The organism is Bradyrhizobium sp. CCBAU 11361 (assembly GCF_028128935.1).
Classification (GTDB): Bacteria; Pseudomonadota; Alphaproteobacteria; order Rhizobiales; family Xanthobacteraceae; genus Bradyrhizobium; species Bradyrhizobium niftali.
The window spans coordinates 1-25,598 of sequence record NZ_LBJZ01000166.1 but is presented as its reverse complement, the minus strand read 5'-3'; the positions used below and the strand labels follow the sequence as shown (position 1 = coordinate 25,598).

Below are 25,598 nucleotides of genomic sequence, written 5' to 3'. Positions count from 1 at the left end.
GGCGCAGCCTGCAATATTGCAGCCACCCGCTGCAATATCCCTGCATATCGGCAGGCATTCCCGGGGCTATGTTCGCAGAGCCTTTTGCTCCGGAGATTTCCAAAACCATGACGACCGCAAAGACCCTGCTGCAGCTCGCCGGTGCCGATCTCAACCCGCCGCGTCTTGGCGACGCCGCGCTGGTGCTGATCGATATCCAGAACGAATATCTCGCAGGTCCTCTCGCTTTGCCCGACGCGGGACCTGCGATCGCGCGGGCGGCTGCGCTCCTGGCACGGGCACGCGAGAGCGGAGCCGCGATCATCCATATCGCCCATCGCGGCAAGGCCGGCAGCCTGTTCGATCGCGGCGCTGAGCGCGGCGCCATCGTCGCCGAACTGAGCCCCCGTGCCGGCGAGCTGGTGATCGAGAAGGAGTTGCCGAATGCGTTTGCCGGCACTGATTTGCAGGCGCGCCTTGCCGCAACCGACAGGAAGAACATCGTGCTGGCCGGCTTCATGACGCATATGTGCGTCAGCTCCACCGCCCGTGCCGCGCTCGACCTCGGCTTTCGCACGACCATCGACGCCGATTCCTGCGCCACGCGCGACCTGCCCGACGGCCGCGGCGGCACGCTGAACGCCCGGACCATCCACGAGGTTGCACTCGCCGAGCTATCCGACCGCTTCGCGATCATCGCGCGCGGCGATGCGCTGAAATAGCGGAGCAACGCGATGCTGCAACTCTATTTCTCGCCGATGGCCTGCTCGCTTGCGAGCCGCATCGCGCTGATGGAAGCCGGCCTCGATGCGCGCTATCATCAGGTGCATCTCTTGACGAAGCAGGTCGTGGACGACGGCAGCGATTTCCGCGGCGCCTCGCCGAAGGGCGCGGTGCCGGTCCTGGTGCTGGAGAACGGCGAACGGCTGACCGAGTGCGCGGCGGTGCTGCAATACATCGCCGATCTGAAGCCGGAGACGGGGCTCGCGCCGCGGTTCGGCGATCCCGATCGCTATCGCCTCCAGGAATGGCTGAGCTTCATCGGCACCGAGATCCACAAGGCGTTCCTGTTTCCGACCTTCTGGTACAAGGACGACGGCTCGCTCGCCAAGCCGCGTGCCCGCATCACGCAGACATTGTCGGTACCATCAGCGCACCTTGCGGGCCGCGAATTCCTCGTCGGTCACAGCTTCACCGTCGCGGATGCCCACCTCACCTGGGCCTTGCTGCTGCTGCGTCCCGCAGGGGTCGACATCGCGCAATGGCCATCCCTGTCGGCCTATCTCGAACGCATGCAGGCGCGGCCCGCCGTGAGGGAGGCGATCGCAACCGAGATGGCGCTGCGCAAGACCGTGGCGGCGAGCCCGGCGTGACAGGATGTCACGGACGACCAATCTGACGGTTCCACAGCGAGGGCATTGATGCCCGCGCGGCATGCGCTAATCTGGAGGGATATTTTTCAATATTTCCTTGGAAGGCATTCATGCGTGCTCTTTCCAGATTTTGCCTGGCCGAACTCTGCCTGCTTTTCCTCGCATGCTGGCTGTGCCTGGGTCCCGCATCGGCGGAGACGCGGGTGGCGCTGGTGATCGGCAACGGCGCCTATGCCTCGACGGCGCAGCTTCCCAACCCGTCGCACGATGCCGAAGACGTAGCAAACTCGCTCAAGCGCAGCGGTTTCGAGGTGCTTCAGGGCATCGACCTGCGCCAGGCCGACATGCAGGACCTGACCATCCGCTTCGCGCGCGCCGCGAGCCGGGCCGACGTCGCCATGTTCTACTACAGCGGCCATGCGATGCAGTACAACGGCGTGAACTATCTGATGCCCGTCGATGCCGTGCTGACCGATGAAGCCGACCTCAAGCGCTTCGTGCGGGTCGACGACATCGTGAACGATTTGCAGCAGGCCAAGAACCTGCGCATCCTCGTGCTCGATTCCTGCCGCGACAATCCGCTGGCGGAAAGCCTGAAGCGCTCCGCCGGCATGACACGCGCCGCCTCGATCGGACGCGGGCTGTCGAAGGTCGAAGCGCCGCGCGGCACGATCGTGTCGTTCTCGACGCAATCAGGGCAGGTCGCCGCCGACGGCACCGGTCGCAACAGCCCCTACACGACGGCGTTCCTGAAGCACATCGAGGAGCCGCAGGAGATCGGCGACGTCTTTCGCGACATCAGCAGCGACGTCTATGACAGCAGCGGCAAGACCCAGCTGCCGGAGCTGTCGCTCTCGATCATCGGCAAGTTCTACCTGAACGGGCCGGTGTCGGTCACGGTCGCGCCAGCGGCCCCGCAAGCCGCGCCGCGGCCTGATCCCTGCGCGGCCGCAGAGGCCCATTGGAAGGCTGCGGATGGCATCGGCACGCTGGGTGCCTACGAAGACCATCTCGCCCGATTTCCCAATTGCATCTTCGCCACCCTCGCCAGGGCGCGAATTGAAGGCCTGAAACAGAAGACGGCGCTGGCGCCGGCAGCCGGCGAGACCAAGAACTTTGACGGCAAGTGGGACGTCACCGTGAGCTGCACCTCTTCCGGCAAGGCACAGGGCTACACGAGAGCCCTGTCAGCCACCGTCACGAACGGCGCGTTACACGCCGAAGATCCGGACCAGCGAACGACCAACACGCTTCTGATCGACGGCCAGATACCACCCGACGGTAAGACCACGCTGAGTGCCCGGGGCCTGACAGGCCAGAGCACCTATACGGTCAACAATGCTCCGCCCGGCTCGCCCTATGCGTACACGATCGACGCGCAATTCGAGCGCACCCGCGGCAGCGGCAAGCGCAACGAGCTTCGTCCCTGCACTTTCACCTTCGTGAAGCGATAGAGCTCCGGAACGGCGCCCGGGAGCGCCTCAATCCACCCGCGCCAGCACCGCGAGCTTGCGGATGCCCTTGTTGCGGTAGGCGTCGAGGAACGCGTAGTAGTCCTTGAACGACACGCAGCCGTTGGAGTCACCGTTCGGCCCGAGCATGAAGGTGTGTGCGAGCAGGCCGTCGCGGCCGTAGATCGCGCTCTCGCCGCCGATCGGGGTCAGGCGCAGCGCCGGCACGCCGTGGAACAGCGCCTCGCGCGGCTTCAGCGTGTAGATGTGCGGCGGCGTCACGCCGCGCATGCGGACGCGCGAGGAACGGGGATCGTCGAGATTGGAGCCGAGGCCGGAATGCGCCTCGAGCTTGGTGCCGTCGGGTAGATAAACCGTCTTGGCGGTGATGTCGTAAACCGCGGTGTCGCGCTCATAGGGCGCCGAACCGCCGAGCATGGGGTTCTGCTCCCTCGGCGCGATCGACGCGGTCACACTGGCATCGGCCGAGGCATAGGCCAGCAGTCCGCCGGAGGGCTCGCGCTTGCCCCAGAGCTTTTCGACCATCGACTGGCGCGGCCCGGTGATCGACATCACCGCGGCCTTGGCGCGGTCGGCGAATGATTTTGGCTTCGCTTCGGGCGCCGGCACGATCTCGGCCGGATCGGCCGAAGCCAGTTGCATCTGCGCATCCGGAGCGCGCTTGGCCTTGTCCGCGGTCTTGTCGGCAACCCTGGCCGGGGCCGCCGGCTTCAGCGCTTCCGCGACCTTCGCGATTACGCTCTGCTTCGGGGCCTCGGCAACCTTGGTTGCGGGCGCCTGAGCCACGGCACTCGCCGCATTGGATTCCACGCCTTGCGTCGCAGCCGCGGCAAAGCGTTCGTTGAACATCTCGCGCGAGATGGGGGCTGCGACCTGCAAACGGTCCGGCAGGAGCGCAAAGGCTTCCTTGATGGCGTCGCCCGCCTCGCGCAGCGCGACCTTGGGCGCGCGCTTGACCACGGGCTCGTCGTAACCGTTGCTGCCGACGGTCGGATAGACGCTGGCGGCGAAGATGTTGCTGTAGACGGTCCAGCCGGCGCCAAGCACGACGCAGCCGATCAAGGCGGCGCCAAGCACGTTTTGGGTGGTCATTTTCCGGGAAGGCTTCCGATGTGAATTCTTGCCAGGATTTTTGGACTTCCGTGCCGCGTTACTCTGCGCAGCGATACTCGTACTCATTCGCCTTGCGTCCAGGACGGTGTCACTCAGTCCCCCTTCGAAGTGCCGCTGGTCACGATCCGGGAACAGCATCTCGCAGGCGGTCGGAGCGTCATTAAGGCGACTTTTAGTTAAATGCAGATTAAGTTCGGGCAGATATGAGGCACCGCGTTAGCGCTGTCCCATTTCGAGAAAAAAGTCCGCAGAACTACGGACTTAGCCGCGTCTGTTAACTATAATTCTCGGCCTGATCGGTGAGCTCAGCGGACGTCTTCGACGGCCTCTGTAGGCGCATCCAACCAAGTCATTTTCGTGGTCTTCAATACCGCCGGACCATAGCGGCGAAGCATTGCGCGAGGCTGGCGCGCGCGGGCGTCCCCTCCGTCTTTCGGCGCACCGACGTCAGCGACATGACGGCAACGCTCACGCACATCACACATCACACATGGCACCAAGCGCTCACGCAGCACGGCTCCCTGACTGAAAGTTGATCGCGCCGGTCTGGAAAAGGCCGCGGCAACTAAATACCTGCGAGAAGCGGCACTTTTCAGCAGCCTCTGCGCGTGATACGGTACCGTATCAACATCGCCTTGAACTGTGCCACGCAAACGGAGGCTGGCATGATAGGGATCGCACGTGCCGGGTTTTTGGCTCTGGCGTGGTCGTCGTTGTTGACGGGATACGTGGCCGCTCAGCCTGCCAATGCGGGCTGCACGGCGTCGCTCTCCGCCGCCGGCACGCAGACCTGGCGCTGCGACAACGGCATCACCATCGTTGCGGAAAACGGCGCCAGATTTGAACTTAAGGACGCCAACCGCGACGGACATATAGACTCCGTGGAGTTGAGCAGCAAAGCGCTGCTGGTCGAGGTGCCCAAAAAGCCCGGGGGCAATCCCTTCAAGGTGCTGACGCCGCAGGCGATCGCCGCCGTGCGCGGCACCAAATGGGCCGTCGACGTCGCCGATGCAAAAACCTCGGTCTTCGTCGCCGACGGTCGTGTCGGCGTGAGCCGCAGGAGCCGCGGACGCGGCGTCGTTCTAGGTCCTGGCGAAGGCGTCGATGTCGAGGCAACCGGTCCATTGACCGTCAAGACATGGGGCCAGCCGCGCGTCGACGCGCTGATGGCAAGACTGGGTCAATAAGGCCCGGACGACAAAACGAAGAAGATTGCAGTACGTAAAGAAGATTGCAGCACGTAATGACTAGACGCGTTCAGATCCTGGTGGCACTCGTCCTCACCGCGCTGTGGGGTGCAGGCATCTATGCCGCTCACGCCAACGGCCATCTGCGCTTTCTCGACCACCTCGAAGCAACGCTGACCGACCTGCGGACGCAGATCCGCGGCGTGCAGGTTCCGCCCGATCTCGTCACCATCGTCGCGATCGACGACACCGTCGTCAAACGCGGCGGCAGCTATCCCCTGCCGCGCGCCGATCTCGCCCGTGTCGTCGACACCATTGTGCAGTTCAAGCCGAAGGTCGTCGCGATCGACCTCTTGCTGGTCGACCGCAGCGCCGCGATCGGCGATGCCACGCTGGCCAACACGCTCGCCACCGGTCCCATGGTCCTCGCCGCCGCGGCGATCTTCCCGACTGCCAGCGAGACCGTGGCGCCCAGCAGCGAGGGTCCCCTCGCCGTCCTGCCGCAAGCCGAGCGCTTCCTGCTGCCCTTGCCCGCATTTGCCGCTCACGCCGAGGTCGGCGTCGTCAACGTCGCGACGGGACAATCCGGCTCGCCGCTCTCGGTACCGATGCTGTTCCGGACGCACGACAAGGTCGAGCTGTCATTCCCCTTGCGCGTCGCGACCCGCGCGCTCGACAAGCCGCTGACGATCGCGCCGGATCACCTCATGCTGGGCGATCGCGCGGTGCCGACCGACACCGACTTCGCGCTGCCGATCACCTATTACGGTCCGCGCCGCACCATCCGCACCGTCAGCGCGCAGAGCATCTTCGACGGCACGCTCAGTCGCGCCGCCATCGAGAACCGGATCGTCGTGATCGGCGCCTCGGTCGCCGGCGGCGGTGATTTCTATCCGACGCCGTTCGATTCCCTCATGCCCGGCGTCGAGGTGATCTCCACCGCGATCACCCATCTCATCGCCGGCGACGGCATCGTGCGCGACCGCAAGGTGCACATCGCCGACGCGCTCGCCGCCATCCTGCTGCCGATGCTGCTGGTGGGCCTGCTATCCTGGCGGCGGAGCGCGTTCGGCGTCGTCGCGGCGGCTGCAGTGATGATCGCCTGGGCCGGGCTCAATCTGTTCGCGTTCACCCATGGCATCTGGCTCAATGGCGCGACCACGCTCGCAGCCGCGGTTCCGCCTGTTGCGATCTTTGCCGGCGTCCAGCTGTGGGCGGGAGGCCGCCGCACGCAGTATTTCGCCGCCAAGAGCAGATCGCTCGCGCTATTCCAGGCACCCGCCGTGCAGGAGTGGCTGGCGCGCGACCCGAACTTCCTGTCGAAGCCTGTCCGGCAGGATGCCGCCGTGGTCTTCATCGATCTCTCCGGCTTCACGGCGCTGAGCGAGCGGACCGATCCGGACGCGCTCACGAATCTCCTGAAGGCGTTTCACGCGTTGATCGACAAGGCGGCAGTCGATTGCGGCGGCATGGTCACCGGCTTTCTCGGCGACGGCGCCATGATCCTGTTCGGACTGCCACACGCAATGCCGGATGACGCGGCGCGCGCGCTGAAATGTTCGATCGACCTGCATCGCGGCGTCGAGCGCTGGATCGCCTCACTGCCCCCAGCAATCGGGGGCCAGGTCGGTTTCAAGATCGGCGCGCATTTCGGCCCGATCGTCGCCTCCCGTCTCGGCGAAAGCCACCAGCACATCACGGCGACCGGCGACACCGTCAACGTCGCAAGCCGGCTGATGGAGGTCGCCGCCCAGAACGATGCGCGGCTCGCGTTGACCGATACGCTGCTGGATGCCGCCGACTTCCATGGCGCGCCCGACGGCGTCCTGACAGGCCCCCTGCTCACGCAGGTCCGCGGCCGCTCCGGCGTCGTGACCGTCTGGTTCTGGCGCGACCGAAACGGGCCTAGCCAGGCCGCGACCAAGGCCGAGATGATCGATTGAGGCCCTGGCCGCCCCACCAAACACTCCGCCGTCGTCCCCGCGAAAGCGGGGACCCATACCCCCAGGGAGAGGTTTGGCGAAGACTGGCAGTGAACAGGTCTTCACGCGGTACAGCGCCTGCGCTCATCGATAGATCACGCGGTATGGGTCCCGGCGTTCGCCGGGACGACGGTGATTACCGCGCTTCCGGTGGCGGCGAGCGGTCCAGCACGTCGCCCTTGGCGCCTTCGAGCAGATCGATGCCGTAGGTCTCGACCACGAGCGGCCCGCGCTTGCGCTGCAATTGCGCAACCTGCGTCACCTGCGCAAACAGATCGTTGACGGCGGGATGGCCGCCACTACGCAGCTCATCGACATAGATCAGCTTGCCGGCAAGCAGCTTTGGATCGGGCTCGGGCATGTTGACCCAGCGGATGCGCTGGTTCTGCTGCACCACGCAGGTGCCGCGCGGCAGATAGAAGGCGAGCCAGCCCGTGGTGCCGTAATCCGGCGCGAGCACGCACGTCGCGCCGGTGCGGGCGCGCACGGCTTCGATCTCCGCGGCGAGCTCGCGCCAGCCGACGCCGACACTGCGCACGGTCGCATCGCGGCGATAGCCGGACAGCCAGCCGGTGTTGGCCTGCACAATGAGGGCTGCGAACATCACGATGCCGGCAGGCGCAGCCCAGCGCAGACAAAAGTCGACCAGGCGGCGAGCACGCGGTTTCCACTGCACGAGGTTGGCGGCGGCCGCAGCCGCAACCACGAAGGGCGGATAGACCGGCGCGAACCAGTTGGCCTCGACGCGGGCATGCAGCGAATGCCAGGCGAAATAGGCGACGATGGTCCAGAACAGCGACTCGATCAGCACGCGCGAGGCCAGCGCGCCGGCCCGGCGCCAGGTCAGCGCGTGCAGCCCCATCGCGCCGAGAATGAAGACCAGCGGCGTTGCGAACGCGATCTGGGTCGGGATCAGCTCGGCGATGAAGACGGGGCGGAAATCCTCGATCCTGGCGCGCCCGAGCTGCTTTGCGAACGAGACCCATTGATGATCCGCATTCCAGAGGATCACCGGCGAGAACAGCGCAAGGGCAACGAGGCCACCGAGATAGGGCCAGGGTGAGAGGAACCAGCGCCTGAGTTTCGGCACGGCCGCGAGCCAGATCAGGATCGCCGGCCCGAAGAACATCGCGGTGTATTTCGACAGCAGCGCCGCACCGACGGCTGCACCGACCGCGAGCCACCAGACGCCGCGGCCGGTCTCGAGCACTTTTGCGAGAAAGAACAGCACGAAGCTCGAGGCGACCAGCAGCGGCGCATCGGGCGTGACGATCAGCGTGCCGACCGCGGCCAGCAGCGTCACGTTGAGCAGGATGGCACTGTTGGCCGCGAGGCGGGCGCCGCCGAACAGGATCGCGGCCGAGCGATAGATCGCATAGCTCATCGGCAGCGCGAGCAGGATCGAGACGAGGCGGACGCCGAGCTCGGTGTCGCCGGCGATCATCGTGCCGGCGCGAATGACGTAGGCAACCATCGGCGGGTGGTCGTAATAGCCGCCCGCCAGATTCTTCGACCACATCCAGTAATAGGCTTCGTCGAAGGTGATCGGCGTGAAGGCGGCCGCGACGAGCCGCAGGGCCACCAGCGCAAGGATCACCAGCGCGGTATTGCGGACGACCCGCGCGTCAGCTCCACCCATCGTGAGCTATTTCTTGCGCCAGACGAACAGTCCGGACATCGCGTAGTTCCACACCACGCCCATCAGCGCGCCGGCCATGCCGGCCAGCCACCAGATCGGCTCCTGGTCGTAGACCGAGAAGGCGACGCCGACATTGGCGAGCAGGCCGACGCTGCACACGATGTAGAACGCGATCAGGCCGCGCAGCAGCGCGAAGCCCTTCAGCCGCTGATCTCGATAGGTGAGGAAGTTGTTGAGGATGAAATTGCTGGTCATGGCGACGATAGCGCCTGCGGCCTGCGCTTCCGCGAACGGCGCCTTGAAGACCCGAAGGGCGATGAACAGCGTGGTCAAGTGCACCACGAGACCGATGCCGCCGACCATCGCGAACAGGATGAAGCGCAGCGAAACGGTGTCGTTGCTCAGCTTGGCCAGCACCAGGCCAAGGAAGTCGAGCGCGACCATGGAATCCAGCTTGCTCTCGCCGTGCTGGCGGGCGCCGAAAGTGTAGGGAATCTCGACCGCCCGCAAACTGCCGTGGGCGGTGGCGACGAGGTCGAGCAGGATCTTGAAGCCATGCACCGAAAGTTTCGGCGCCAATTCCTCGAAACGATCGCGGCGGACCATGAAGAAGCCGCTCATGGGATCGGCGATCTCGACCCGCAGCATCTTCCGGGCGACCTCGGTCGCCAGCGCGCTGGCGCCGGCGCGCTGCTTGTTGAAGCCTTCGCTCTTGTAGCCTTCGATATAGCGGCTGCCGACCACCAGATCGGCCTGGTCGCTGGCGAGCAGCAGCAGCATCTTCGGCAGCTGCGTCTCGTCGTGCTGAAGGTCGGCGTCGATCACGGCGACAAAGGGCGCGCTTGAGGCCAGGATGCCCTCGATGCAGGCGCCGGACAGGCCGCGGCGGCCGATGCGGCGGACACAGCGCACGCGGCTGTCGCGCTGCGCCAGCGCGCGTACGACGTCCCAGGTGCCGTCGGGTGAATTGTCGTCAACGAACACGACCTCCCAGGCGACGTTGGGGAGCGTCGCCTCCAGGCGCCGGTAGAGCACCGTGACGTTGTCGCGCTCGTTGAAGGTCGGGACGATGACCGACAGTTCCGGCCCCTCTTGAGCCTGGGGCCGGTTGTCGGAGCCCGGTCTGATCGCTTCATTCATGACGGCAGCGTATATCCGCCGCGTCCTGCGCTGCCAAGCCGGGGTTTCCAAGGGGAAGGGCCAAAAAGGGTCCCAAAATGCCAACGACCCCGGAACGGCGGACCGCGCGTACATCCGGCGCAGCCTGAGCTATTCCAAGGTCGTTCCAGCAACGGAGTTTTTCTCTCAACGTCGCCGTTAAAGGCTAGATGGGGACTGCAAGACCGCTTTTCAAGGGGCAAAAGCACCCTCTTTCGGGCCGACGACTAGTTCGGGACTTCCTTGATCACCGGGCCGCGCGGCGCGGGTGCGGCAGGGGCTGCCGGCGCGGCGGCCGAGGCCGGATCGACCTTGGCGGGCTTGGGCGGCTTGCCGTACTGGCCGATCGGCCCGAGGACGACGGCGGCCGCAAGCACGACCGCCGCGACGATCGCGCCCAAAATGCCACCCACCGACTCAGACGACATGGAAGCCCATTCCTGTTCCAGATGCGATCATTGATACCACGGATGAGCGCGCAGCCGGAAGAGCCACGGGACCGCAACGGCCTTTCGAATCATTTCTGCGGCGGCCTGCGCTTGACGAAGGCCGTCACGATGTCCTTCTGCGCCGACTCCACCGCCCTGTTCGCGGTCGCGAGATGGGCGCCGGAATCGATGCTCGGGTATTGCGTGGAGAGATAGTCGAGCAATGCCACCCGGTAATATTGCCGCTCCGACGGACAGGCGCCCGCAACCGAGCGGCCAAAATCCTGTTCCGACAGGCCCTGATTGCTGTCGCGCGAATATTCCCGCGCCAGGCAATGCCAGTAATCGTCGCGCCCCTGCATGGCGAGCTTCTGCGCGCCCCTGGCATCGTCGTCATCCGCCATGGCAGAATATGTCATGGCAGCAGATGTCATCACGAGCGCCGCTCCCAGCATCAGCATCCGCATCTTGTTCTCCTTCTTCGCAGATGATCTGGTTCGAAGCTTAGACGGGCCGCGGCAACTGGCCAATCACAACTCGTTTGACTAGGATGCCGGCCTCCCCTCCACGTCGATGCGAGATCCTTCCGTGGCCAAAGCAAAAACCGTGTCCAAGAAATCCGGCAATATCTTCATCGGCGTCGGCGGCTGGACCTTCGAGCCCTGGCGTGGCGTGTTCTATCCGGAGAAGCTGACGCAGGCGAAGGAGCTGTCCTATGCGGCCTCGAAGCTGACCTCGATCGAGATCAACGGCACCTATTACGGCTCGCAAAAGCCGGAGAGCTTTCGCAAATGGGCCAGCGAAGTGCCCGAGGGTTTTGTCTTCTCGGTGAAGGGGCCGCGCTTTGCCACCAACCGCCGCGTGCTCGCGGAAGCCGGCGATTCCATCAAGCGCTTCTATGATTCCGGCGTGCTGGAACTCGGCGACCATCTCGGGCCGGTGCTGTGGCAGTTCGCGCCGACCAAGAAATTCGACGGTGCCGATTTCGGCAAGTTCCTCGAGCTGCTGCCGCGCAAGCTCGACGGACGCGCGCTGCGCCATGTCGTCGAGGTCCGCCACGACAGTTTCTGTGCGCCGGATTTCGTTGCGCTGATCCGCGAGTTCGAGACGCCGGTCGTGTTTGCGGAGCACGGCAAATATCCGGCGATCGCCGACGTCGCCGGCGATTTCGTCTATGCCAGGCTCCAGAAGGGCAATGACGAGATCAAGACCTGTTATCCGCCGAAGCAACTCGATGCCTGGGCCAAGCGCTTTCAGGACTGGGCCGAGGGAAGTGAACCCGACGATCTGCCGAAGGTCGACAAGGCCAAGCCGAAGAAAGAACCGCGCGACGTGTTCGCCTACGTCATCCACGAAGGCAAGGTGCGCGCGCCGGCCGGCGCCATGGAACTGATCGCACGGGTGAGCTGAGGGTGGTCGATGGCAAAGGCGAAGAAGCTCTTCACGATCGGTTATGAACAGACGCCGCCCAAAGCCGTGCTGGACGAGCTGGAGCAGGCCGGCGTCAAGCTCGTGGTCGACGTGCGCGCGGTGACCTCGTCGCGCCGGCCGGGCTTTTCCAAGAAGCAGCTTTCCGCAGGACTGGACGAACGCGGCATCGCCTATGTCCATCTCGCCGCACTCGGCACGCCCAAGGAGGGGCGCCTTGCGGCGCGCAGCGGCCAGTACGACGTGCTGGAAAAGATCTATTCAAGGCACCTGAAGACGCCGCAGGCCAGGGAAGAAATGGACGAGCTGTCGGCACTGGTGAAGAAGGCCGGGCCCGTGTGCCTGCTCTGCTACGAGCGCGACCACACCCACTGTCACCGCCAGATGATCGCGGAGGTGATTGCGGAGCGGGATGGCGTGACGGTGAGGAATTTGGCCGGGCGGCAGGTTTAGCTGCGCTGTCATTCCGGGGCGCGACAAAGTCGCGAACCCGGAATCCATCGGGCCGCAGAGCTAGTGGAGGAATGGATTCCGGGTTCGCGACTTTGTCGCGCCCCGGAATGACGGGTTGATGGACCTACCCCTCTCCCGCCAGCCGGAACGTCCCTTCCATCATCTGCACGCAGCTGCCGCCGACATGCGCCGACACGATCTTGCCGTCCTGCTTGCGCACGCGCGTCCGGAGGATGCTTGGCCGTCCCATATCAAAGCCCTGGCCGACCGTGAGCTTTAACTCGCCGTCGCGTGTGGGATCGAGATCGGCAAACAGCGCGGCCGCGGCAACCGTGGCGCTGCCGGTGGCGGGGTCCTCGGCGAGACCGCCGGCGCCGCGCATGAACATGCGCGCCTGCCGCTCGCTCGGAGCCTCCGACGCGGGCACATCGCGGGTATAGAACCACACCGAGCGGGCGTCGTCGCGCGGCAGCACCCTGCCGAAGGCGGCCGCGTCCGGCCTTGCCCGCTTCAGCGCATCGCGCGAACTCACTTCCGCCACCACGAACGGAGTTCCGACGCCGACGACCTGCGGCGCGTGGTGATCGGTCCTGATGTCGTCGGCCGTCAGGGAGATGCAGGCCGCAACGTCGGCGGCGGAAAGCTCCGCCAGACGCGAGAGCGGCTGCGGCGCGGTGAGCTCGGTGCTGACCACCCTTCCCTGCTCCCGAAAGATGTCGACCGGAACAAGGCCCGCCTTTTCCTCGAACAAGAGGCGCGGCTTCGGCTCCTTCGCAAGGCCCGCGAGCACGAAGGAGGTGCCGACGTTGGGATGCCCCGCGAAGGGCATCTCCCGGACCGGCGTGAAGATGCGCACCTCGGCGTCATTGGCCTTGTCGCGCGGCGGCAGCACGAAGGTCGTCTCGGAATAGTTGAACTCGGTCGCGATCGCCTGCATCTGCGCCGTCGACAAGCCGCCGGCATCGAGCACCACGGCGAGCTGGTTGCCGCCGAAGGAGCGGTCGGTGAACACGTCGACGGTGATGTAGCGGCGCTGCATCTTCGCTTTCCTCACTCAGATCGCAGCCGCAACCGGCTGCATCGCCGGCAGTCTACAAGCGAGCGACATCGTCCGTCATGCCCCAAAATTCGGAGCAATCGGAGCAATCGCAGATGACGTATCAGAAGCGGAAGAGCTGATACGGCGATGCCAGCACTTGCGCGCGCTCACTCTGGTCAATGATCAGCGTATCGAGAAATCGCCGGTTCTTTTCGTAAGCCTGCGACGCCTCGAACTGCGTGTGCGGCCAGTCGCTGCCCCACAGCAGGCGATCGAGACCGTAGGCGTTGCGCAGCAGCGGATAGGCCGCGTTCGCGAAATCCTCGCCCGCAGCCCCGTTGCGATACGGCGCCGAGATCTTGACCCAGACGTTCCGCGACGTGCCGAGCTTCAGCACAGACTGGAAGCCGGGATCGGCGACGCCAAGTTTTGAGTCGGGCAACGCGTAGTGATCGAGCACGACGGTGACACCGTGATCGAGGAACTGCGGCGCAAGCACAGCGAGATCGGAGGAGTTGCGCTGGACCTCGACCTGCCAGCCCATGGATTTCACCCCTGCGAGCAGCGTCTTCCATTCGCCGGCAGCGAGATCGGGCAAAGGCTGACCGACGAGGTTGAGGCGAATGCCGACGATTCCGGCGCGGTCGAGCGTGCGCAGCTCGTCCGCGGAGACAGCGGGGTCGACGACGGCGATGCCGCGCAGGCGACCGCGCGCCTCCTTCAGGCAAGCGACCAGATAAGAGTTGTCGGTACCGAGAAAGCTCGGCTGCACCAGCACGCCATTGGTCATGCCGTTGCGGTCGAGCTGCTCCAGATAGAGCGACAGCGGCGCGTCGTAATCCGGCGCGTAGCGCCGGCCCGGCGCGAGCTTGAGGCCGCGATGAAAGACATGGGCGTGGGTATCGATCGTCCGCAAGGCCGCCTCACTGCTGGCTGTGGTCGCGGCCACCGTCACGAGCGACGCGAGGCCCGCGCCAAACTGGCGGCGCGTCAGGCCGCGCTGGGACGATGTCATGGCTGCTCCTCCCCATCCCGCGTCAGGCGCGCGTCGCAGCGGTCTGTTCAAAGACCTTGCCGCGCGTCTCAGGCAGCATCAGCACCGCGATCAGCACCAGCGAATAGGCGAAGGCCGCATCGATGCCGATCGCCGGCCCGAGCCCGATGTGGTCGCTGAGAAAGCCGACCAGGAACGGGAACGCGGCAGAGACGATGCGGCCGAAATTGTAGCAGAAGCCGACGCCGGTGCCGCGCACGCCGGCCGGATAGAGCTCGCTGAACAGCGCCGCCATGCTGGCGGGAATGCCGGCGGAGAAGAAGCCGAGCGGAAAGCCGAGCACCAGCATCTCGCCGTTGGTCAGCGGCGCGAAGATGTAGATCAGCACGGTGATGATGCAGGCGCTGGCGAAGAACGCGACATTGACCCGGCGGCCGATGCGGTCGCTGATGATGCCGCTCGCCACGCAGCCGCAGAAGAAGGCGACGATGATGACGGCGAGATAGCCGCTGGAGCCCAGCACCGACAGATGCCGCACTTCGCGCAAGTAAGTCGGCAGGAACGTCGTCAGCGCGGCGTAGCCGCCATGCGCCCCAATGCCGAACAGGCCGCCGATCAGCGTCGCGCGCAGCACGTCGCGATGGAAGATGCCCGAGAGTGTCGCCAAGAACGGCGTCTTCTCGGCGGCTACGGCCCGCGGCGGCTCCTTCAATCCGCGGCGGATGAAGATGATAAGGAGCGCGGGCAACAGCCCCAGCGCGAACAGCAGCCGCCAGGCGATGTCGGCCGGTACATAGGTGAAGACCAGCGCCGAGAGCAGCACGGCTGCGCCCCAGCCAACGGCCCAGGCGCTCTGCACCGAGCCGAGCGCCTTGCCGCGATGTTCGGGGCGAATGATCTCGGCCATCAGCACCGCGCCACAGGCCCATTCGGCGCCGAAGCCGAGGCCCTGGATCGCCTTCAGGACCAAGAGCTGGGTGTAGGTCATCGCGAATGCGCAGGCGAAGGTCGCGAGCGCAAAGGTCAGAACCGTGATCTGGAGCGCCTTGACGCGGCCGAAGCGGTCGCCGAGCGCACCGCCGAGCCAGCCGCCGAACGCGCCGAAGAACAGCGTGACCGAGCCGAGCAGGCCCGCGTCGGCCTTGCTGATGCCGAACGCGGCGATCAGCGCGGGGATCGCGAGGCCGAACATCTGGACGTCGAGCGCATCCAGCGCCCAGCCGCCAAAGCTTGCCCAGAACGTGCGCCGCTCCAGCGGCGAGCTTTCGCTGTACCAGTTCGACATGTTTCCTACCCCTGTACTCGTTATTGCTTGGTGTCGTTGAAAGGCCGCTTCACCTGATCTCGGCGTGATAGCGGAAGCGGTCGGCCGGCCCGCGCGAGCGGCGCCATTCGATCGGCCGCCGTTCGAGGTCGAGCGCGAGGCGCTCGATGACAATCAGAGGCGCATGCGCCTCGAGCCGCAGCAGGCGCGCCTGCATCTCGTTGGCGGTTTCGACCGTCAGGATTTCCTCGGCGGAGACCACGACCTCGCCGCAGCGCTCCTCGTAGAGCGGGTACAGCAGGTCGCCGAATTCGGCGGTGTCGATGTCGAGGATCGGCGCGAAGCGCGATTGCTGCAGCCAGATCTCTTCGGCGAGCAGTGGGACATCGTCGATCAGGCGCAGGCGCGACAGGCTGATCACGGGCTCGCCGACCGGGATGCGGAGTGCGGATGCGACCGCCGATGTCGCCGGCACGCTTTTGCGCCTGATGATGCGGCTCTTCGGCACGCGCCGCTCGCCGCTCTCGGACTGGAAGCGGAAGAAGCGGAACAGCGAGGAGTTGAAGCGCGCGCGGCGCACGAAGGTGCCGCGGCCCTGCTGCCGTTCCAGCACGGCATCTGCGACGAGCTGGTCGATCGCCTTGCGCACGGTGCCGATCGCAACGCCGTAATGCGCGCCGAGCTCGGCCTCCGACGGGATCGGCTCGCCTGGCCGCCACTCATTGCGGTTGATCCGCGCGGCGAGGTCGTCGCGCAGGCGCTGGTAGCGTGGCAGGCGGTCGTCGAACGGCGCTAAATTCATATAGTCATATAGATGACTAGATGAGATGCGAGTCAAGCGCTACTAAAATACCGCCAACGACAGGAGCTGCCATGGACATTCGCGACGCCGGGCTGGCGGATTTCACCAGCCCGGCTTCGTCTGCCGTGGTCGTCAGTACGTCGTCGTGTTGGGCAGGCACGGCGGCCGCTTGTAGGGCGCCGTGGCATACGCGCCCTCCGCCGGAGCCCTGACGCAGTAGTCGGCCGTCGCCTCGGTTGTCGCGCGCGGTGGGGCGACGTGGCGCGCGGATGCGGCTTGGGTTTGGGTGACGGCGGCGGCGATCAGGGCGGCCGCAACAAGGGTCAGTCGGGTCATTGGCTTTCTCCGGGTGACAAACGGAAGCCGAGCTGTTTCGGCTTCCACTGTGCAAGACCCGAAAGCTAGCAGAGATATTTCATCACGCGCCTTCAACGGAACGCGACCGCGCTTCAACCAAACGCGACTCACATTTGAACGCGCGCTATCCCAGTTGAAACACCGCCACCTTCTGCTCGTAGCCGCGCACCTCGACTTCGCCGAGCGCGACGGCATCGTTGCCGTCATCGCCGAGCGCCTCGCGCACGGACGCCGAGATCAGGAGCTGCGAACCGAATTCCTTGTTCAGCGCCTCCAGCCGCGAGGCGAAGTTCACGGTATCGCCGATCACGGTATATTCCTTGCGCCGGGGCGAGCCGATATTGCCGGCGACGACCTCGCCGAAATGGATGCCGATGCCGATCCGCAGCGGCCAGCTCGTCTGCGCGTTGATGTGGTCCATCGCGGTCAGCATCTCGCGGCCTGCGGCGACCGCGCGGTGCGCAGCGTCGGAGGCCTCCAGCGGCGCGCCGAACAGCGCGAGGAAGCCGTCGCCGAGAAACTTGTTCACGATGCCGCCTTGGCGATCGAGGATGTCGACGAGCACGGCAAAGGCGCCGTCGAGCCGGTCGACCACCTCCTGCGGGGTGCGCGACTGCGCCCCGGCGGTGAATCCGCGGAAATCGACGAACATCACGGCGACGCGGCGGAGGTCGCGGGCGGCGCTCGTCCCCTCCGCCATCAGCCGCTCCACCACCTGCGGCGAGACATGCTGGCCGAACAGGTTCGTCACCCGGTCGCGCGCGGTGGCGGCCGCGATGCTCGCGGCAAACTGACGGCGGAGCCGCGCGCCGACGGAGCCGGCAAGCACGCCGCAGATCAGGATGATGGTGCTGCGCACGGCGTGGAAGTAGATCAGGGGTTCGCCTGCGTCGCTGGCCGAATTGAAATACAGCGCGACGGCCAGGAGTTCGGCTGCGGCCACAAATCCCGTGAAGGTGGATAGCCAGAAATCGAGCCGCAGTGTCGAAAGAATGACGAAGATGAAATAGACCAGGGGCAGCACGAAACCGAGCGCCTGGCTCGCACCCATGCTGCGGATCTGCAGGATCAGGATGATCGTCGGCAGCGACGTTTCGATAAAGGCGCCGATATAGCGCCTGATCACCGGCAGGTCGCGATCGAGCTTGAGGTTTCGCCTGATCTGGCTGTGGATCCAGACTTCGAAGAGGATGAAGCCTCCCAAGAGGATGTATTCGCGGACGAGGCCCTCCGTCCCGCGCCAGACCCGGTTCACGAGGGCCGGGTCGATCAGGAAGGTTGAGGTGAGGAACAAGATCATGACGCAGCCGGTGATGATCAGTGTCCGCACCCGCAACAGCTCGGTGCGCAGCACCTCCCGCGTCAGCTCGCGCTCGAAATCCTCCGACAAGGCGGCGTGCTGCCGCGCCTTCCTGCTCGCAAACCTAACCATCCCATCCCCCAGTCATTCCGGGGCACGCGCAGCGTGAACCCGGAATCTCGAGATTCCGGGTTCGCACTTCGTGCGCCCCGGAATGACATCAAGGGACAGTTTGCCTCAATCCAGCGTACGGCGGAAGCGCGTCACGGCGATGGTCATGGCGATCAGCATCAGGACCGCCAGCGCCAGCGCGTCATAGCGCAAATTCTCCATGGTCGCGCCCTTCAGCATGATGGCGCGGACGATGCGCAGATAATGGGTCAGCGGCAGGCCCTCGCCGACATATTGCGCCCAGGCCGGCATGCCCGCGAACGGGAACATGAAGCCGGAGAGCAGAATGCTCGGCAGGAAGAACATCATCGACATCTGCATCGCCTGGAGCTGGTTCTGCACCAAGGTCGAGATCGTGTAGCCGATCGACAGGTTGGTGGTGATGAAAAGCGTCGACAGCAGCGCCAGCAGGAACAGATTGCCGAACACGGGCACGCCGAACAGGCCGACGCCGATGCTGATGATCAGGAAGGCCTGGACGAAGCCGACCAGCACGTATGGGATGATCTTGCCGAACATCACCTCGACCGGCTTGATCGGCATCGACAGCAGGCTCTCCATGGTGCCGCGCTCGACCTCGCGCGTGACCGAGAGCGCGGTGAAGATCAGCATGGTCATGGTGAGGATGGTGCCGACGAGACCCGGCACGATGTTGAGGCTTGACGCTGCGGCCGGATTGTAGCGCGCATGCGCGCGGATCTCGAACGGCATCTCCGGGGGATCGCCGATATAGAGATCATGCTTGAGCGCGGTCTGCACGACCATGCCGAGCGAGCCGATCGCCGAGCTCGCCGCAACGGGATCGGTGGCATCGGCCGCGACCAGCAGCGCCGGCCTGTCGCCGCGCCGCACCGCCCGCTCGAAGCCGCGCGGGATCTCGACGCCGAACAGGACCTTGCCCGATTTCAGCAGATTGTCGAAGTCCTCGACGTCGTGCACCTCGTAGAGGAAGCGGAAATAGGCGGTGTTCTCCAGCGCCTTCAGGATCGAGCGGGCGAGATCGGAGTCCTCCTGGAGCAGCACGGCGCTGGGCAAATTGTGCGGCGTGGTGTTGATGGCATAGCCGAACAGCATGAGCTGCATCACCGGCAGCATCACGATCATCGCGAACGAGACGCGGTCGCGCTTGAGCTGGATGAACTCCTTGATCAGCATCGCATAGGAGCGCCGCAGGAAGCCGAAGCGCTCGCGGATTTCGCGTGCGGGAGCCAGATGATCGACGACGCTCATTGGAAATTGTCCTTGGACCGGCCCATCAGTTCGATGAACACGTCTTCCAGCGAGGGATTCGACTTCTGCCAGTGCAGGCCGCTCTTCTCATGCCACGGTGCGATGCTGGCTTCGAGCGCGGCAACGTCGCGCCCCGAGACGTGCAGCGAGGTGCCGAACGGCGCCACCATGTCCACACCGGGCTTGCCGGTGAGCGCAGCCGCGAGCTCGTTGAGGTCCTCGCCGGTCACAGTGTAGGTCGAGAGCGCGGATTTCGCGATCACCTCCTCCACCGTGCCGTGCGCGAGCAGATGGCCGTAGGCGATGTAGGCGATCTCGTGACAGCGTTCGGCTTCGTCCATGTAGTGGGTCGAGACCAGGACGGTGAGGCCGTCGGCGGCGAGCGCATGGATCTCGTTCCAGAAATCGCGCCGTGCCTTGGGATCGACACCCGCCGTCGGCTCGTCGAGCAGCAGCAGCTTCGGACTGGGCAGCGTGCAGGCCCCGAGCGCCAGCCGCTGCTTCCAGCCGCCGGAGAGCTCGCCGGCAAGCTGCTCCTCGCGCCCCGAGAGCCCGAGCCGCTTGACCATGTCACGCGCCGCGCCGCGTGCATCGGCGAGGCCATAGAGCCGCGCGACGAATTCGAGGTTCTCGCGCACCGACAGGTCCTGGTAGAGGCTGAAGCGCTGGGTCATGTAACCGACCTGGCGCTTGATCTTCTCGGCATCGCGCCGGATGTCGTAGCCGAGGCAGGTGCCCTCGCCGCTGTCGGGCGTCAGCAGGCCGCAGAGGATGCGGATGGTGGTGGTCTTGCCCGAGCCGTTGGGACCGAGGAAGCCGTAGATCGAGCCGCGCTTCACCTGCATCGACAGATCGTGCACGACCTCGCGGCCGCCGAACGACTTCGTCAGGCCCTTGACGTCGATTGCGATGCCGTTGCCGCCGTTCATCGCTTGTCCGCCATCGGAGTTTTTGGATTGAGATAAACGTCGATCGGCTGCCCGACGCGCAAGGCATCGGGGCGCGAGGGCCGCGCCTGGATCAGGTAAACGAGCTTGTTGCGCTCATCGAGGCTGTAGATCACCGGCGGGGTGTATTCGGCCGAGGTCGCGATGAAATAGATCTTGGCGGTCAGATCGGCGGCGCAATTGTCGCAGCCGATCCGGACCGTGTCGCCGATCGCAAGCTTGGGCAGCTCGGTCTCCGGCACGAAGAAGCGCAGCTTCATGTTGCCGGGCGGCATGATCGAGAGCACCGGCCGCTGCGCCGCCACCATCTCGCCCTCGCGGAAATAGATCTGCTGGATGGTGCCGGCGACCGGCGCAAAGCCCCTGCGCCGCGCCATCCGCGTCTCCGACGTCGCAACCCGCGCTTCCGCCACGCGCAAGGCGGACACGGCGGAATCGAGATTGGCCTGGGTGCCCGAACCGGTCTTGTTCAGCGAGGCCGCACGGTCATAGGTCTGCTGCGCGTTCGCCAGCGTCGCCTTGTTCTGGTTGAGATCGGCAAGCTGGAGATCGTCATCGATGGAATAGAGGGCGTCGCCGACCTTGACCTCGTCGCCCTCGCGGACGCTCAGCTTCGTCACCCGGCCCGCTTCATCCGGGCTGACGAAGATCATGTCGGCCTCGACCCAACCCTGGAAGCCGGGATCGCGCTTCTCGTTGCAAGCCGCCAGAGCGGTTGCGAGCACCAGAACCGCGATCGAACAGAGGCGCGGCAGATACCCCTGTCGACCCCTCACCCTGAGGAGCCGCGAAGCGGCGTCTCGAAGCGCGAGGAGCCACAGTGGGGCCTGCATCCTTCGAGACGCGCGTTCCGCGCTCCACGGGATGAGGTGAGAGATGGTTCGCGACGACCTCATGTCGTCCTCCGTTCGCCAAAAATCAAATCGAGATGGACGCGAAGCATGTCCCGCGCGTCGAGCGGCGCGTGACGCTCAAACAGGCTCTGCCAGATCACCGCGATCATCGCAGGCGCAATCAGGATCTGCGGATAGCGCGCAAGGTCCTTCTCGCGGATCTCGCCGCGGGCGATGCCGAGTTCGATCAGCGCGCGCATGGCGGCGACCCCGCGCGAGACCACCTCGCGATAGTAGAAGTCGGCGACGGAGGGAAAGCGCGGCCCCTCCGCCACGATCAGGCGCACGAGATCGCCGCGCCTGGTGCCGATCACCTCCTTGAGGAAGTTGCCGGCGAAGGCTTCGATGAGGTCGCGCACCGAGCCCACCGGCGGCGGCAACGTCGTCAGCCGCGCCACCACAGGCACGATCACGACGCGCACCAGCTCCTCGAACATCGATTCCTTGTCCTTGAAGTGCAGGTAGATCGTGCCCTTCGCGACTCCGGCCCGCTTCGCAATGTCGTCGAGCCGCGTCGCGGCAAAGCCACGCGCGATGAACTCCTCCATCGCCGCCTCCACGATCGCCGCACGCCGCTCCGCCGCGCGTATGGCACGGTTCGAGGCGGGCGCGGCTTCGGGCATGTGGCTCCCGGCATGAACCACAGATGCCGAGGCGGCTTTGGAGGGCTTCTTTGTCATTCATAATTCATGACTGACTAGTCAGTCATAGTCAATCGAAGAGTCGGACCGGGACGACCAAATTAAATTAGCATTGACTAATGCATTAGCCTTCGCTAATTTATCGGCATGATCGAAGCCGCCCCAAACCCCGTCACCACCGTGATGCGCGCCCTCGCCGATCCGACCCGCCGCGCCGTGTTCGAGCGCGTCTTCGAGAGCAAGGAGATCAGCGTCGCCGAGCTGACGCGCGGCAGTGGCGTGACGCAGGGTGCGATCTCGCAGCACCTGAAGTCGCTGAAGCAGGCCGGCCTCGTTGCCGAGCGCGCGGAGGGCCGCAACGTCTACTACCGCGCTGCGCCGCAAGGACTCGAGCCGCTGGTGACCTGGATGGATCATTACGGCGTCTTCTGGCGCGAGCGCTTCCAGAACCTGCGTGACCTCTTGAAGGAGATCGATTCGTGAGTGCTGCCGAGTTGAAAGTTGAAACCAAAGACATCGTCATCGACGAGGTCTTCCCTCACACGGCCGAGACGATCTGGAAGGCGCTGACCAGCGCGCAGCTGATCGCGCGCTGGCTGATGCAGCCGACCGGCTTCGAGGCCGTCGAAGGCAAGGCCTTCACGTTCCAGACCAAACCGGGTGGCGACTGGGACGGCGTCATTCATTGCCGCGTTCTGGAGGTCGTGGCCAACAGGCGCCTCGTCTACGCCTGGAAGGGCGGCGACGAGCGCAACACCGGCTATGGCGCACCGCTCGACACCGTCGTGACCTGGTCCCTCACCCCGGTCGAGGCCGGCACGCGGATCCAGCTGATTCATGCGGGCTTCGTGCTGCCCAGGAACGACAGTGCCTACACGATCATGAGCGGCGGCTGGAAGAAGGTCGTCCGACAGCTCGACGAAATCAGCGGCGAAGACAAGTAAGGAGTCATCACGATGGACAAGCCCTATACCGGCGGCTGCGCCTGCGGCGCGATCCGCTATTCGATTCTCGGTGAGCCCCTGTTCAGCAATCATTGCCAGTGCCGGGACTGCCAGCGGGAAAGCGGCAGCGGCCACGGCTCCTACGCGACCTTCGCGCGCGCCGGCGTCACGCTCAGCGGCGAGGCGAAGCATTGGGACATGGTCGGCGACAGCGGCAATGTGAAGACGCGCGGCTTCTGCCCCCAGTGCGGCGTGCCTGTTTACCTGACCTTTGCCGCCATGCCCGACATCTTCACCATCCGCGCCGCAAGCCTCGACGAGCCCGCCCGCTACAAGCCGCAGGTGGTAACCTACGCCGCGCGCGGCCATGAATGGGATCGTCTCGATCCGGACCTGCCGAAGTTCGAGACCATGCCGCCGCCGTGAGGCGCCGGCACTAGCCAAAGTCGAGCACCATGCGGCCGTCGATCTTGCCGGCCTTCATCCGGTCGAAGACGTCGTTGATCTCTGCGAGCGGCACTTTCGTCACCTCGGCCTTGACCTTGCCGTCCGCGGCGAACGCGATGGCTTCGTCGAGGTCGCGGCGGGTGCCGACGATGGAGCCGCGCACGGTGATGCGCTTGAGCACGACGTCGAAGATCGGCGTCGGGAATTCGCCCGGCGGCAGGCCGACGAGACTGACGGTGCCCTTCCGCCGCACCATCTTCAGTGCCTGGGCAAAGGCGGCGGTCGAGACCGCCGTCACCAGCACACCGTGCGCCCCTCCCCCGGTTGTCGCCAACACCTTGTCCACGGCATCGGCCGCGAGCGCGTTGACCGCGAGGTCGGCGCCGGTCTCGCGGGCGAGCTTGAGCTTGTCCTCGGCGATGTCGACGGCGGCGACCTTGAGCCCCATCGCCTTGGCATACTGGATCGCGACATGGCCGAGCCCGCCGACACCCGAGATCACGACCCACTCGCCGGGCTTTGCCTCCGTCTCCTTCAAGCCCTTGTAGGTGGTGACGCCGGCGCACAGGATCGGCGCGACGCCGGCAAAATCGATCGTCGCCGGCAGTTTGGCGGCGAAGGCAGCCGAGGCGATGACATATTCGGCAAAACCGCCGTTCACGCTGTAGCCTGTGTTGTGCTGGTGCTCGCACAACGTCTCCCAGCCGGTCTCGCAATATTCGCAGGACATGCAGGCGTCATGCAGCCAGGCGACGCCGACGGCATCGCCCACTTTCAGATTTTTCACACCGGATCCGAGCGCGGCGACGATGCCGGCAACCTCGTGGCCGGGAATGAAGGGCGGAACCGGCTTCACCGGCCAGTCGCCGGAGGCGGCGTGCAGATCGGTGTGGCAGACGCCGCAGGCCTTGACCTTGACCAGAACCTCGCCGGGACCGGGCTGCGGCACCGGCACGTCCTCGATCACCAGCGGCTTGCCGAATTGTCTGACGATTGCGGCTTTCATGGTCGGCATCGGTCTGCTCCCTTGCATTACGCGGCGCAGACTAGCGAGGCCGCAAGGCTCCCCCTTTGATTGGAATCAAACCGCACAAAGTTTGCGCAAACGCTCGCGCCATCGTGACATCGCGATGACGATGCGGCGCGAGGCGCGGGGACGTGTCAGCTATGGAACTTGAGGCCGTCGACGATCTTGTCGATCACCTTGCGCTCGGCGCGAACAGCGATACCGACGAGGTTGAGATCGGCACGCGCCACCGCCTTCACCACCTCGCGATTGGCGGCATCATGCGTGGTCTTGAACATGTCCTCGGTATAGACCGCCGGCACCACGTTGCGGGTGAGCGCACGGTCGAGCGCGCGCGACAGCGCCGGACCGTCGGCGCCGTAGATCAGGATCGGCTGGCCGATCAGCGCGTGATATTTCGTACCCGAGGCATCCTCATAGGGCTCACCGATGCATTCGGAAAAAGCCGCGGCGATGCCGCTGGTGAGGAAAGCCGCCACGTTGAGCTTCTGCCAGGCCTGAAGATCGGAGCGGATTACGACGGCGATCTTGGTGTCGAACTGCATGAATACCTCGAACTGTCATTCCGGGGCGCGCCGAAGGCGCGAGCCCGGAATCCATCGGGCCACAGAGTCGGTGGACGAATGGATTCCGGGTTCGATGCTACGCATCGCCCCGGAATGACAGCAAGAGAAATTCAGCGCTCGAAGAATTATCCCTTCGCGTCGCAGGCCCAGGCGCGGATCACGCATTCCTTGCCGCCGTACTTGTAGCATTCGCGCGTGGCGGCATTGAGCGAGGCGGAGATCTTCGGCTTGACGGCATAGCCGTACGCACCGCAGGGGTTGGCGAGGTCGACCGACATCGCAGCGCAGGCGCGCTTCATCGTCACCGTCGTGCAATCGCCCTTGCACTGCTTCTGCGCCACGGCGCGGGCCTCGTGCTCGGCGCCGTAATCGAAAGCCTGGCCATAGGCGCCGCACTTGCCGACCGCAAACGCGCCGGCGGCATGTGCATCCGTGATGTGGCGAGCGCCCGCGACACAAACAGACAACGCAAAGAAAAACATCGCGCAACGGCGCGCGACGACATTCGAAGCCATGGAAAAACCCCTCCCCCCAAGGCAGGTGGAGGCGACTCTAAGCTGCGGTCGTTTCCAGATGGTGAACGGAGGGTTGAAATCGGCGGGCTTGGGAGATGCCGTAGGGTGGATTAGCGAAGCGTAATCCACCAACTTCGTTCCGCTATCGCTGAAGCATGGCGGGTTACGCTGCGCTAACTTTGGTGTCTCAGGAGGTTGTCCATCTGGTCTGAACCGAGGAAGCTGAGGTTGCGAAGCTTCAGTGTTCCA

Annotated in this window: 28 protein-coding genes; 10 read left to right on the top strand and 18 right to left on the bottom strand. The window is 65.2% G+C overall.

The window, feature by feature from the left end; translation table 11 throughout:
* Positions 1-107: 107 nt before the first annotated feature.
* The 3 genes from XI08_RS16765 to XI08_RS16755 all read left to right on the top strand — a co-directional run bounded on the left by XI08_RS16765 (position 108) and on the right by XI08_RS16755 (position 2,806).
* Positions 108-701, top strand: coding sequence for a cysteine hydrolase family protein (locus XI08_RS16765; RefSeq protein WP_271575241.1), 594 nt, complete (start codon positions 108-110; stop codon positions 699-701).
* 12 nt (positions 702-713) lie between these two features.
* Entirely contained in the window at positions 714-1,352 is a 639-nt protein-coding gene (locus XI08_RS16760; protein WP_271575240.1) for a glutathione binding-like protein, read from the top strand.
* A 110-nt stretch (positions 1,353-1,462) separates the two neighbouring features.
* On the top strand, positions 1,463-2,806 hold the full coding sequence (locus XI08_RS16755; protein ID WP_271575239.1) for a caspase family protein: 1,344 nt from the start codon (positions 1,463-1,465) through the stop codon (positions 2,804-2,806).
* Positions 2,807-2,833: 27 nt separating this feature from the next.
* Here the strand turns inward: XI08_RS16755 and XI08_RS16750 are convergent, their stop codons facing one another.
* Complete coding sequence (locus tag XI08_RS16750) at positions 2,834-3,916, bottom strand: DUF2778 domain-containing protein (protein ID WP_271575238.1); 1,083 nt, start codon at positions 3,914-3,916, stop codon at positions 2,834-2,836.
* A gap of 686 nt (positions 3,917-4,602) precedes the next feature.
* Here XI08_RS16750 and XI08_RS16745 point away from each other — a divergent pair.
* Positions 4,603-5,124 (top strand): FecR domain-containing protein, encoded by a 522-nt coding sequence (locus XI08_RS16745; RefSeq protein WP_271575237.1) that lies wholly within the window; start codon positions 4,603-4,605, stop codon positions 5,122-5,124.
* A 56-nt stretch (positions 5,125-5,180) separates the two neighbouring features.
* Positions 5,181-7,067, top strand: a complete 1,887-nt coding sequence (locus XI08_RS16740; protein WP_271575236.1) for a CHASE2 domain-containing protein — start codon at positions 5,181-5,183, stop codon at positions 7,065-7,067.
* Positions 7,068-7,242: 175 nt separating this feature from the next.
* Here XI08_RS16740 and XI08_RS16735 read toward each other — a convergent pair whose 3' ends face one another.
* The 4 genes from XI08_RS16735 to XI08_RS16720 form a co-directional block, all read right to left on the bottom strand.
* Entirely contained in the window at positions 7,243-8,745 is a 1,503-nt protein-coding gene (locus XI08_RS16735; RefSeq protein ID WP_271575235.1) for a glycosyltransferase family 39 protein, read from the bottom strand.
* Between the two features lie 6 nt (positions 8,746-8,751).
* Positions 8,752-9,885, bottom strand: coding sequence for a glycosyltransferase family 2 protein (locus XI08_RS16730; RefSeq protein ID WP_271575234.1), 1,134 nt, complete (start codon positions 9,883-9,885; stop codon positions 8,752-8,754).
* Positions 9,886-10,130: 245 nt separating this feature from the next.
* Entirely contained in the window at positions 10,131-10,331 is a 201-nt protein-coding gene (locus tag XI08_RS16725; protein WP_027548722.1) for a hypothetical protein, read from the bottom strand.
* 89 nt (positions 10,332-10,420) lie between these two features.
* Positions 10,421-10,798: a hypothetical protein gene (locus tag XI08_RS16720; RefSeq protein WP_271575233.1), complete on the bottom strand. Its 378-nt coding sequence runs from the start codon at positions 10,796-10,798 to the stop codon at positions 10,421-10,423.
* A 106-nt stretch (positions 10,799-10,904) separates the two neighbouring features.
* On the opposite strand from XI08_RS16720, the gene XI08_RS16715 reads away from it, so the two are divergent.
* Together XI08_RS16715 and XI08_RS16710 are read left to right on the top strand one after the other, a co-directional pair.
* Complete coding sequence (locus tag XI08_RS16715) at positions 10,905-11,741, top strand: DUF72 domain-containing protein (RefSeq protein WP_271575232.1); 837 nt, start codon at positions 10,905-10,907, stop codon at positions 11,739-11,741.
* Positions 11,742-11,750: 9 nt separating this feature from the next.
* Positions 11,751-12,212, top strand: a complete 462-nt coding sequence (locus XI08_RS16710) for a DUF488 domain-containing protein (RefSeq protein ID WP_271575231.1) — start codon at positions 11,751-11,753, stop codon at positions 12,210-12,212.
* A 124-nt stretch (positions 12,213-12,336) separates the two neighbouring features.
* Here the strand turns inward: XI08_RS16710 and XI08_RS16705 are convergent, their stop codons facing one another.
* From XI08_RS16705 to XI08_RS16660, 10 genes are all read right to left on the bottom strand, one after another.
* Positions 12,337-13,251, bottom strand: coding sequence for a PhzF family phenazine biosynthesis protein (locus XI08_RS16705; RefSeq protein ID WP_271575230.1), 915 nt, complete (start codon positions 13,249-13,251; stop codon positions 12,337-12,339).
* 121 nt (positions 13,252-13,372) lie between these two features.
* Positions 13,373-14,266 carry an amidohydrolase family protein gene (locus XI08_RS16700; RefSeq protein ID WP_271575229.1) on the bottom strand — a complete coding sequence of 298 codons (894 nt, stop codon included), beginning with the start codon at positions 14,264-14,266 and terminating at the stop codon, positions 13,373-13,375.
* Positions 14,267-14,288: 22 nt separating this feature from the next.
* Positions 14,289-15,530 (bottom strand): MFS transporter, encoded by a 1,242-nt coding sequence (locus XI08_RS16695; RefSeq protein ID WP_271575228.1) that lies wholly within the window; start codon positions 15,528-15,530, stop codon positions 14,289-14,291.
* Between the two features lie 49 nt (positions 15,531-15,579).
* Positions 15,580-16,311, bottom strand: a complete 732-nt coding sequence (locus XI08_RS16690) for a GntR family transcriptional regulator (protein ID WP_271575227.1) — start codon at positions 16,309-16,311, stop codon at positions 15,580-15,582.
* Positions 16,312-16,443: 132 nt separating this feature from the next.
* Positions 16,444-16,647: a hypothetical protein gene (locus XI08_RS16685; RefSeq protein WP_135174215.1), complete on the bottom strand. Its 204-nt coding sequence runs from the start codon at positions 16,645-16,647 to the stop codon at positions 16,444-16,446.
* Positions 16,648-16,792: 145 nt separating this feature from the next.
* Positions 16,793-18,100 carry an adenylate/guanylate cyclase domain-containing protein gene (locus XI08_RS16680; protein ID WP_271575226.1) on the bottom strand — a complete coding sequence of 436 codons (1,308 nt, stop codon included), beginning with the start codon at positions 18,098-18,100 and terminating at the stop codon, positions 16,793-16,795.
* Positions 18,101-18,205: 105 nt separating this feature from the next.
* Complete coding sequence (locus XI08_RS16675; RefSeq protein WP_271575225.1) at positions 18,206-19,369, bottom strand: ABC transporter permease; 1,164 nt, start codon at positions 19,367-19,369, stop codon at positions 18,206-18,208.
* Positions 19,366-20,298, bottom strand: a complete 933-nt coding sequence (locus tag XI08_RS16670) for an ABC transporter ATP-binding protein (protein ID WP_271575224.1) — start codon at positions 20,296-20,298, stop codon at positions 19,366-19,368. The genes XI08_RS16675 and XI08_RS16670 overlap by 4 nt, the downstream gene beginning before the upstream one ends.
* Positions 20,295-21,212, bottom strand: coding sequence for an HlyD family secretion protein (locus XI08_RS16665; RefSeq protein WP_271575223.1), 918 nt, complete (start codon positions 21,210-21,212; stop codon positions 20,295-20,297). The genes XI08_RS16670 and XI08_RS16665 overlap by 4 nt, the downstream gene beginning before the upstream one ends.
* A complete protein-coding gene (locus tag XI08_RS16660; protein WP_271575222.1) occupies positions 21,209-21,889 on the bottom strand; it encodes a TetR/AcrR family transcriptional regulator in 681 nt (226 codons plus the stop codon). The genes XI08_RS16665 and XI08_RS16660 overlap by 4 nt, the downstream gene beginning before the upstream one ends.
* A 108-nt stretch (positions 21,890-21,997) precedes the next feature.
* Here XI08_RS16660 and XI08_RS16655 point away from each other — a divergent pair, with 108 nt between their 5' ends.
* From XI08_RS16655 to XI08_RS16645, 3 genes are read left to right on the top strand one after another with little or no spacing between them, the layout of a single operon-like run.
* Positions 21,998-22,333 (top strand): ArsR/SmtB family transcription factor, encoded by a 336-nt coding sequence (locus XI08_RS16655; RefSeq protein ID WP_027548708.1) that lies wholly within the window; start codon positions 21,998-22,000, stop codon positions 22,331-22,333.
* Complete coding sequence (locus XI08_RS16650) at positions 22,330-22,794, top strand: SRPBCC family protein (protein WP_271575221.1); 465 nt, start codon at positions 22,330-22,332, stop codon at positions 22,792-22,794. The genes XI08_RS16655 and XI08_RS16650 overlap by 4 nt, the downstream gene beginning before the upstream one ends.
* Positions 22,795-22,806: 12 nt before the next feature.
* Entirely contained in the window at positions 22,807-23,220 is a 414-nt protein-coding gene (locus XI08_RS16645; protein WP_271575220.1) for a GFA family protein, read from the top strand.
* 10 nt (positions 23,221-23,230) lie between these two features.
* Here the strand turns inward: XI08_RS16645 and adhP are convergent, their stop codons facing one another.
* The 3 genes from adhP to XI08_RS16630 all read right to left on the bottom strand — a co-directional run bounded on the left by adhP (position 23,231) and on the right by XI08_RS16630 (position 25,349).
* Positions 23,231-24,256, bottom strand: coding sequence for an alcohol dehydrogenase AdhP (gene adhP, locus XI08_RS16640; protein WP_271575219.1), 1,026 nt, complete (start codon positions 24,254-24,256; stop codon positions 23,231-23,233).
* A 146-nt stretch (positions 24,257-24,402) separates the two neighbouring features.
* On the bottom strand, positions 24,403-24,813 hold the full coding sequence (locus XI08_RS16635; protein ID WP_271575218.1) for a DUF2000 family protein: 411 nt from the start codon (positions 24,811-24,813) through the stop codon (positions 24,403-24,405).
* A gap of 146 nt (positions 24,814-24,959) precedes the next feature.
* The gene (locus tag XI08_RS16630; protein WP_271575217.1) at positions 24,960-25,349 is read right to left on the bottom strand and encodes a DUF4189 domain-containing protein; all 390 of its coding nucleotides are present in this window, start codon (positions 25,347-25,349) and stop codon (positions 24,960-24,962) included.
* Positions 25,350-25,598: the final 249 nt, after the last annotated feature.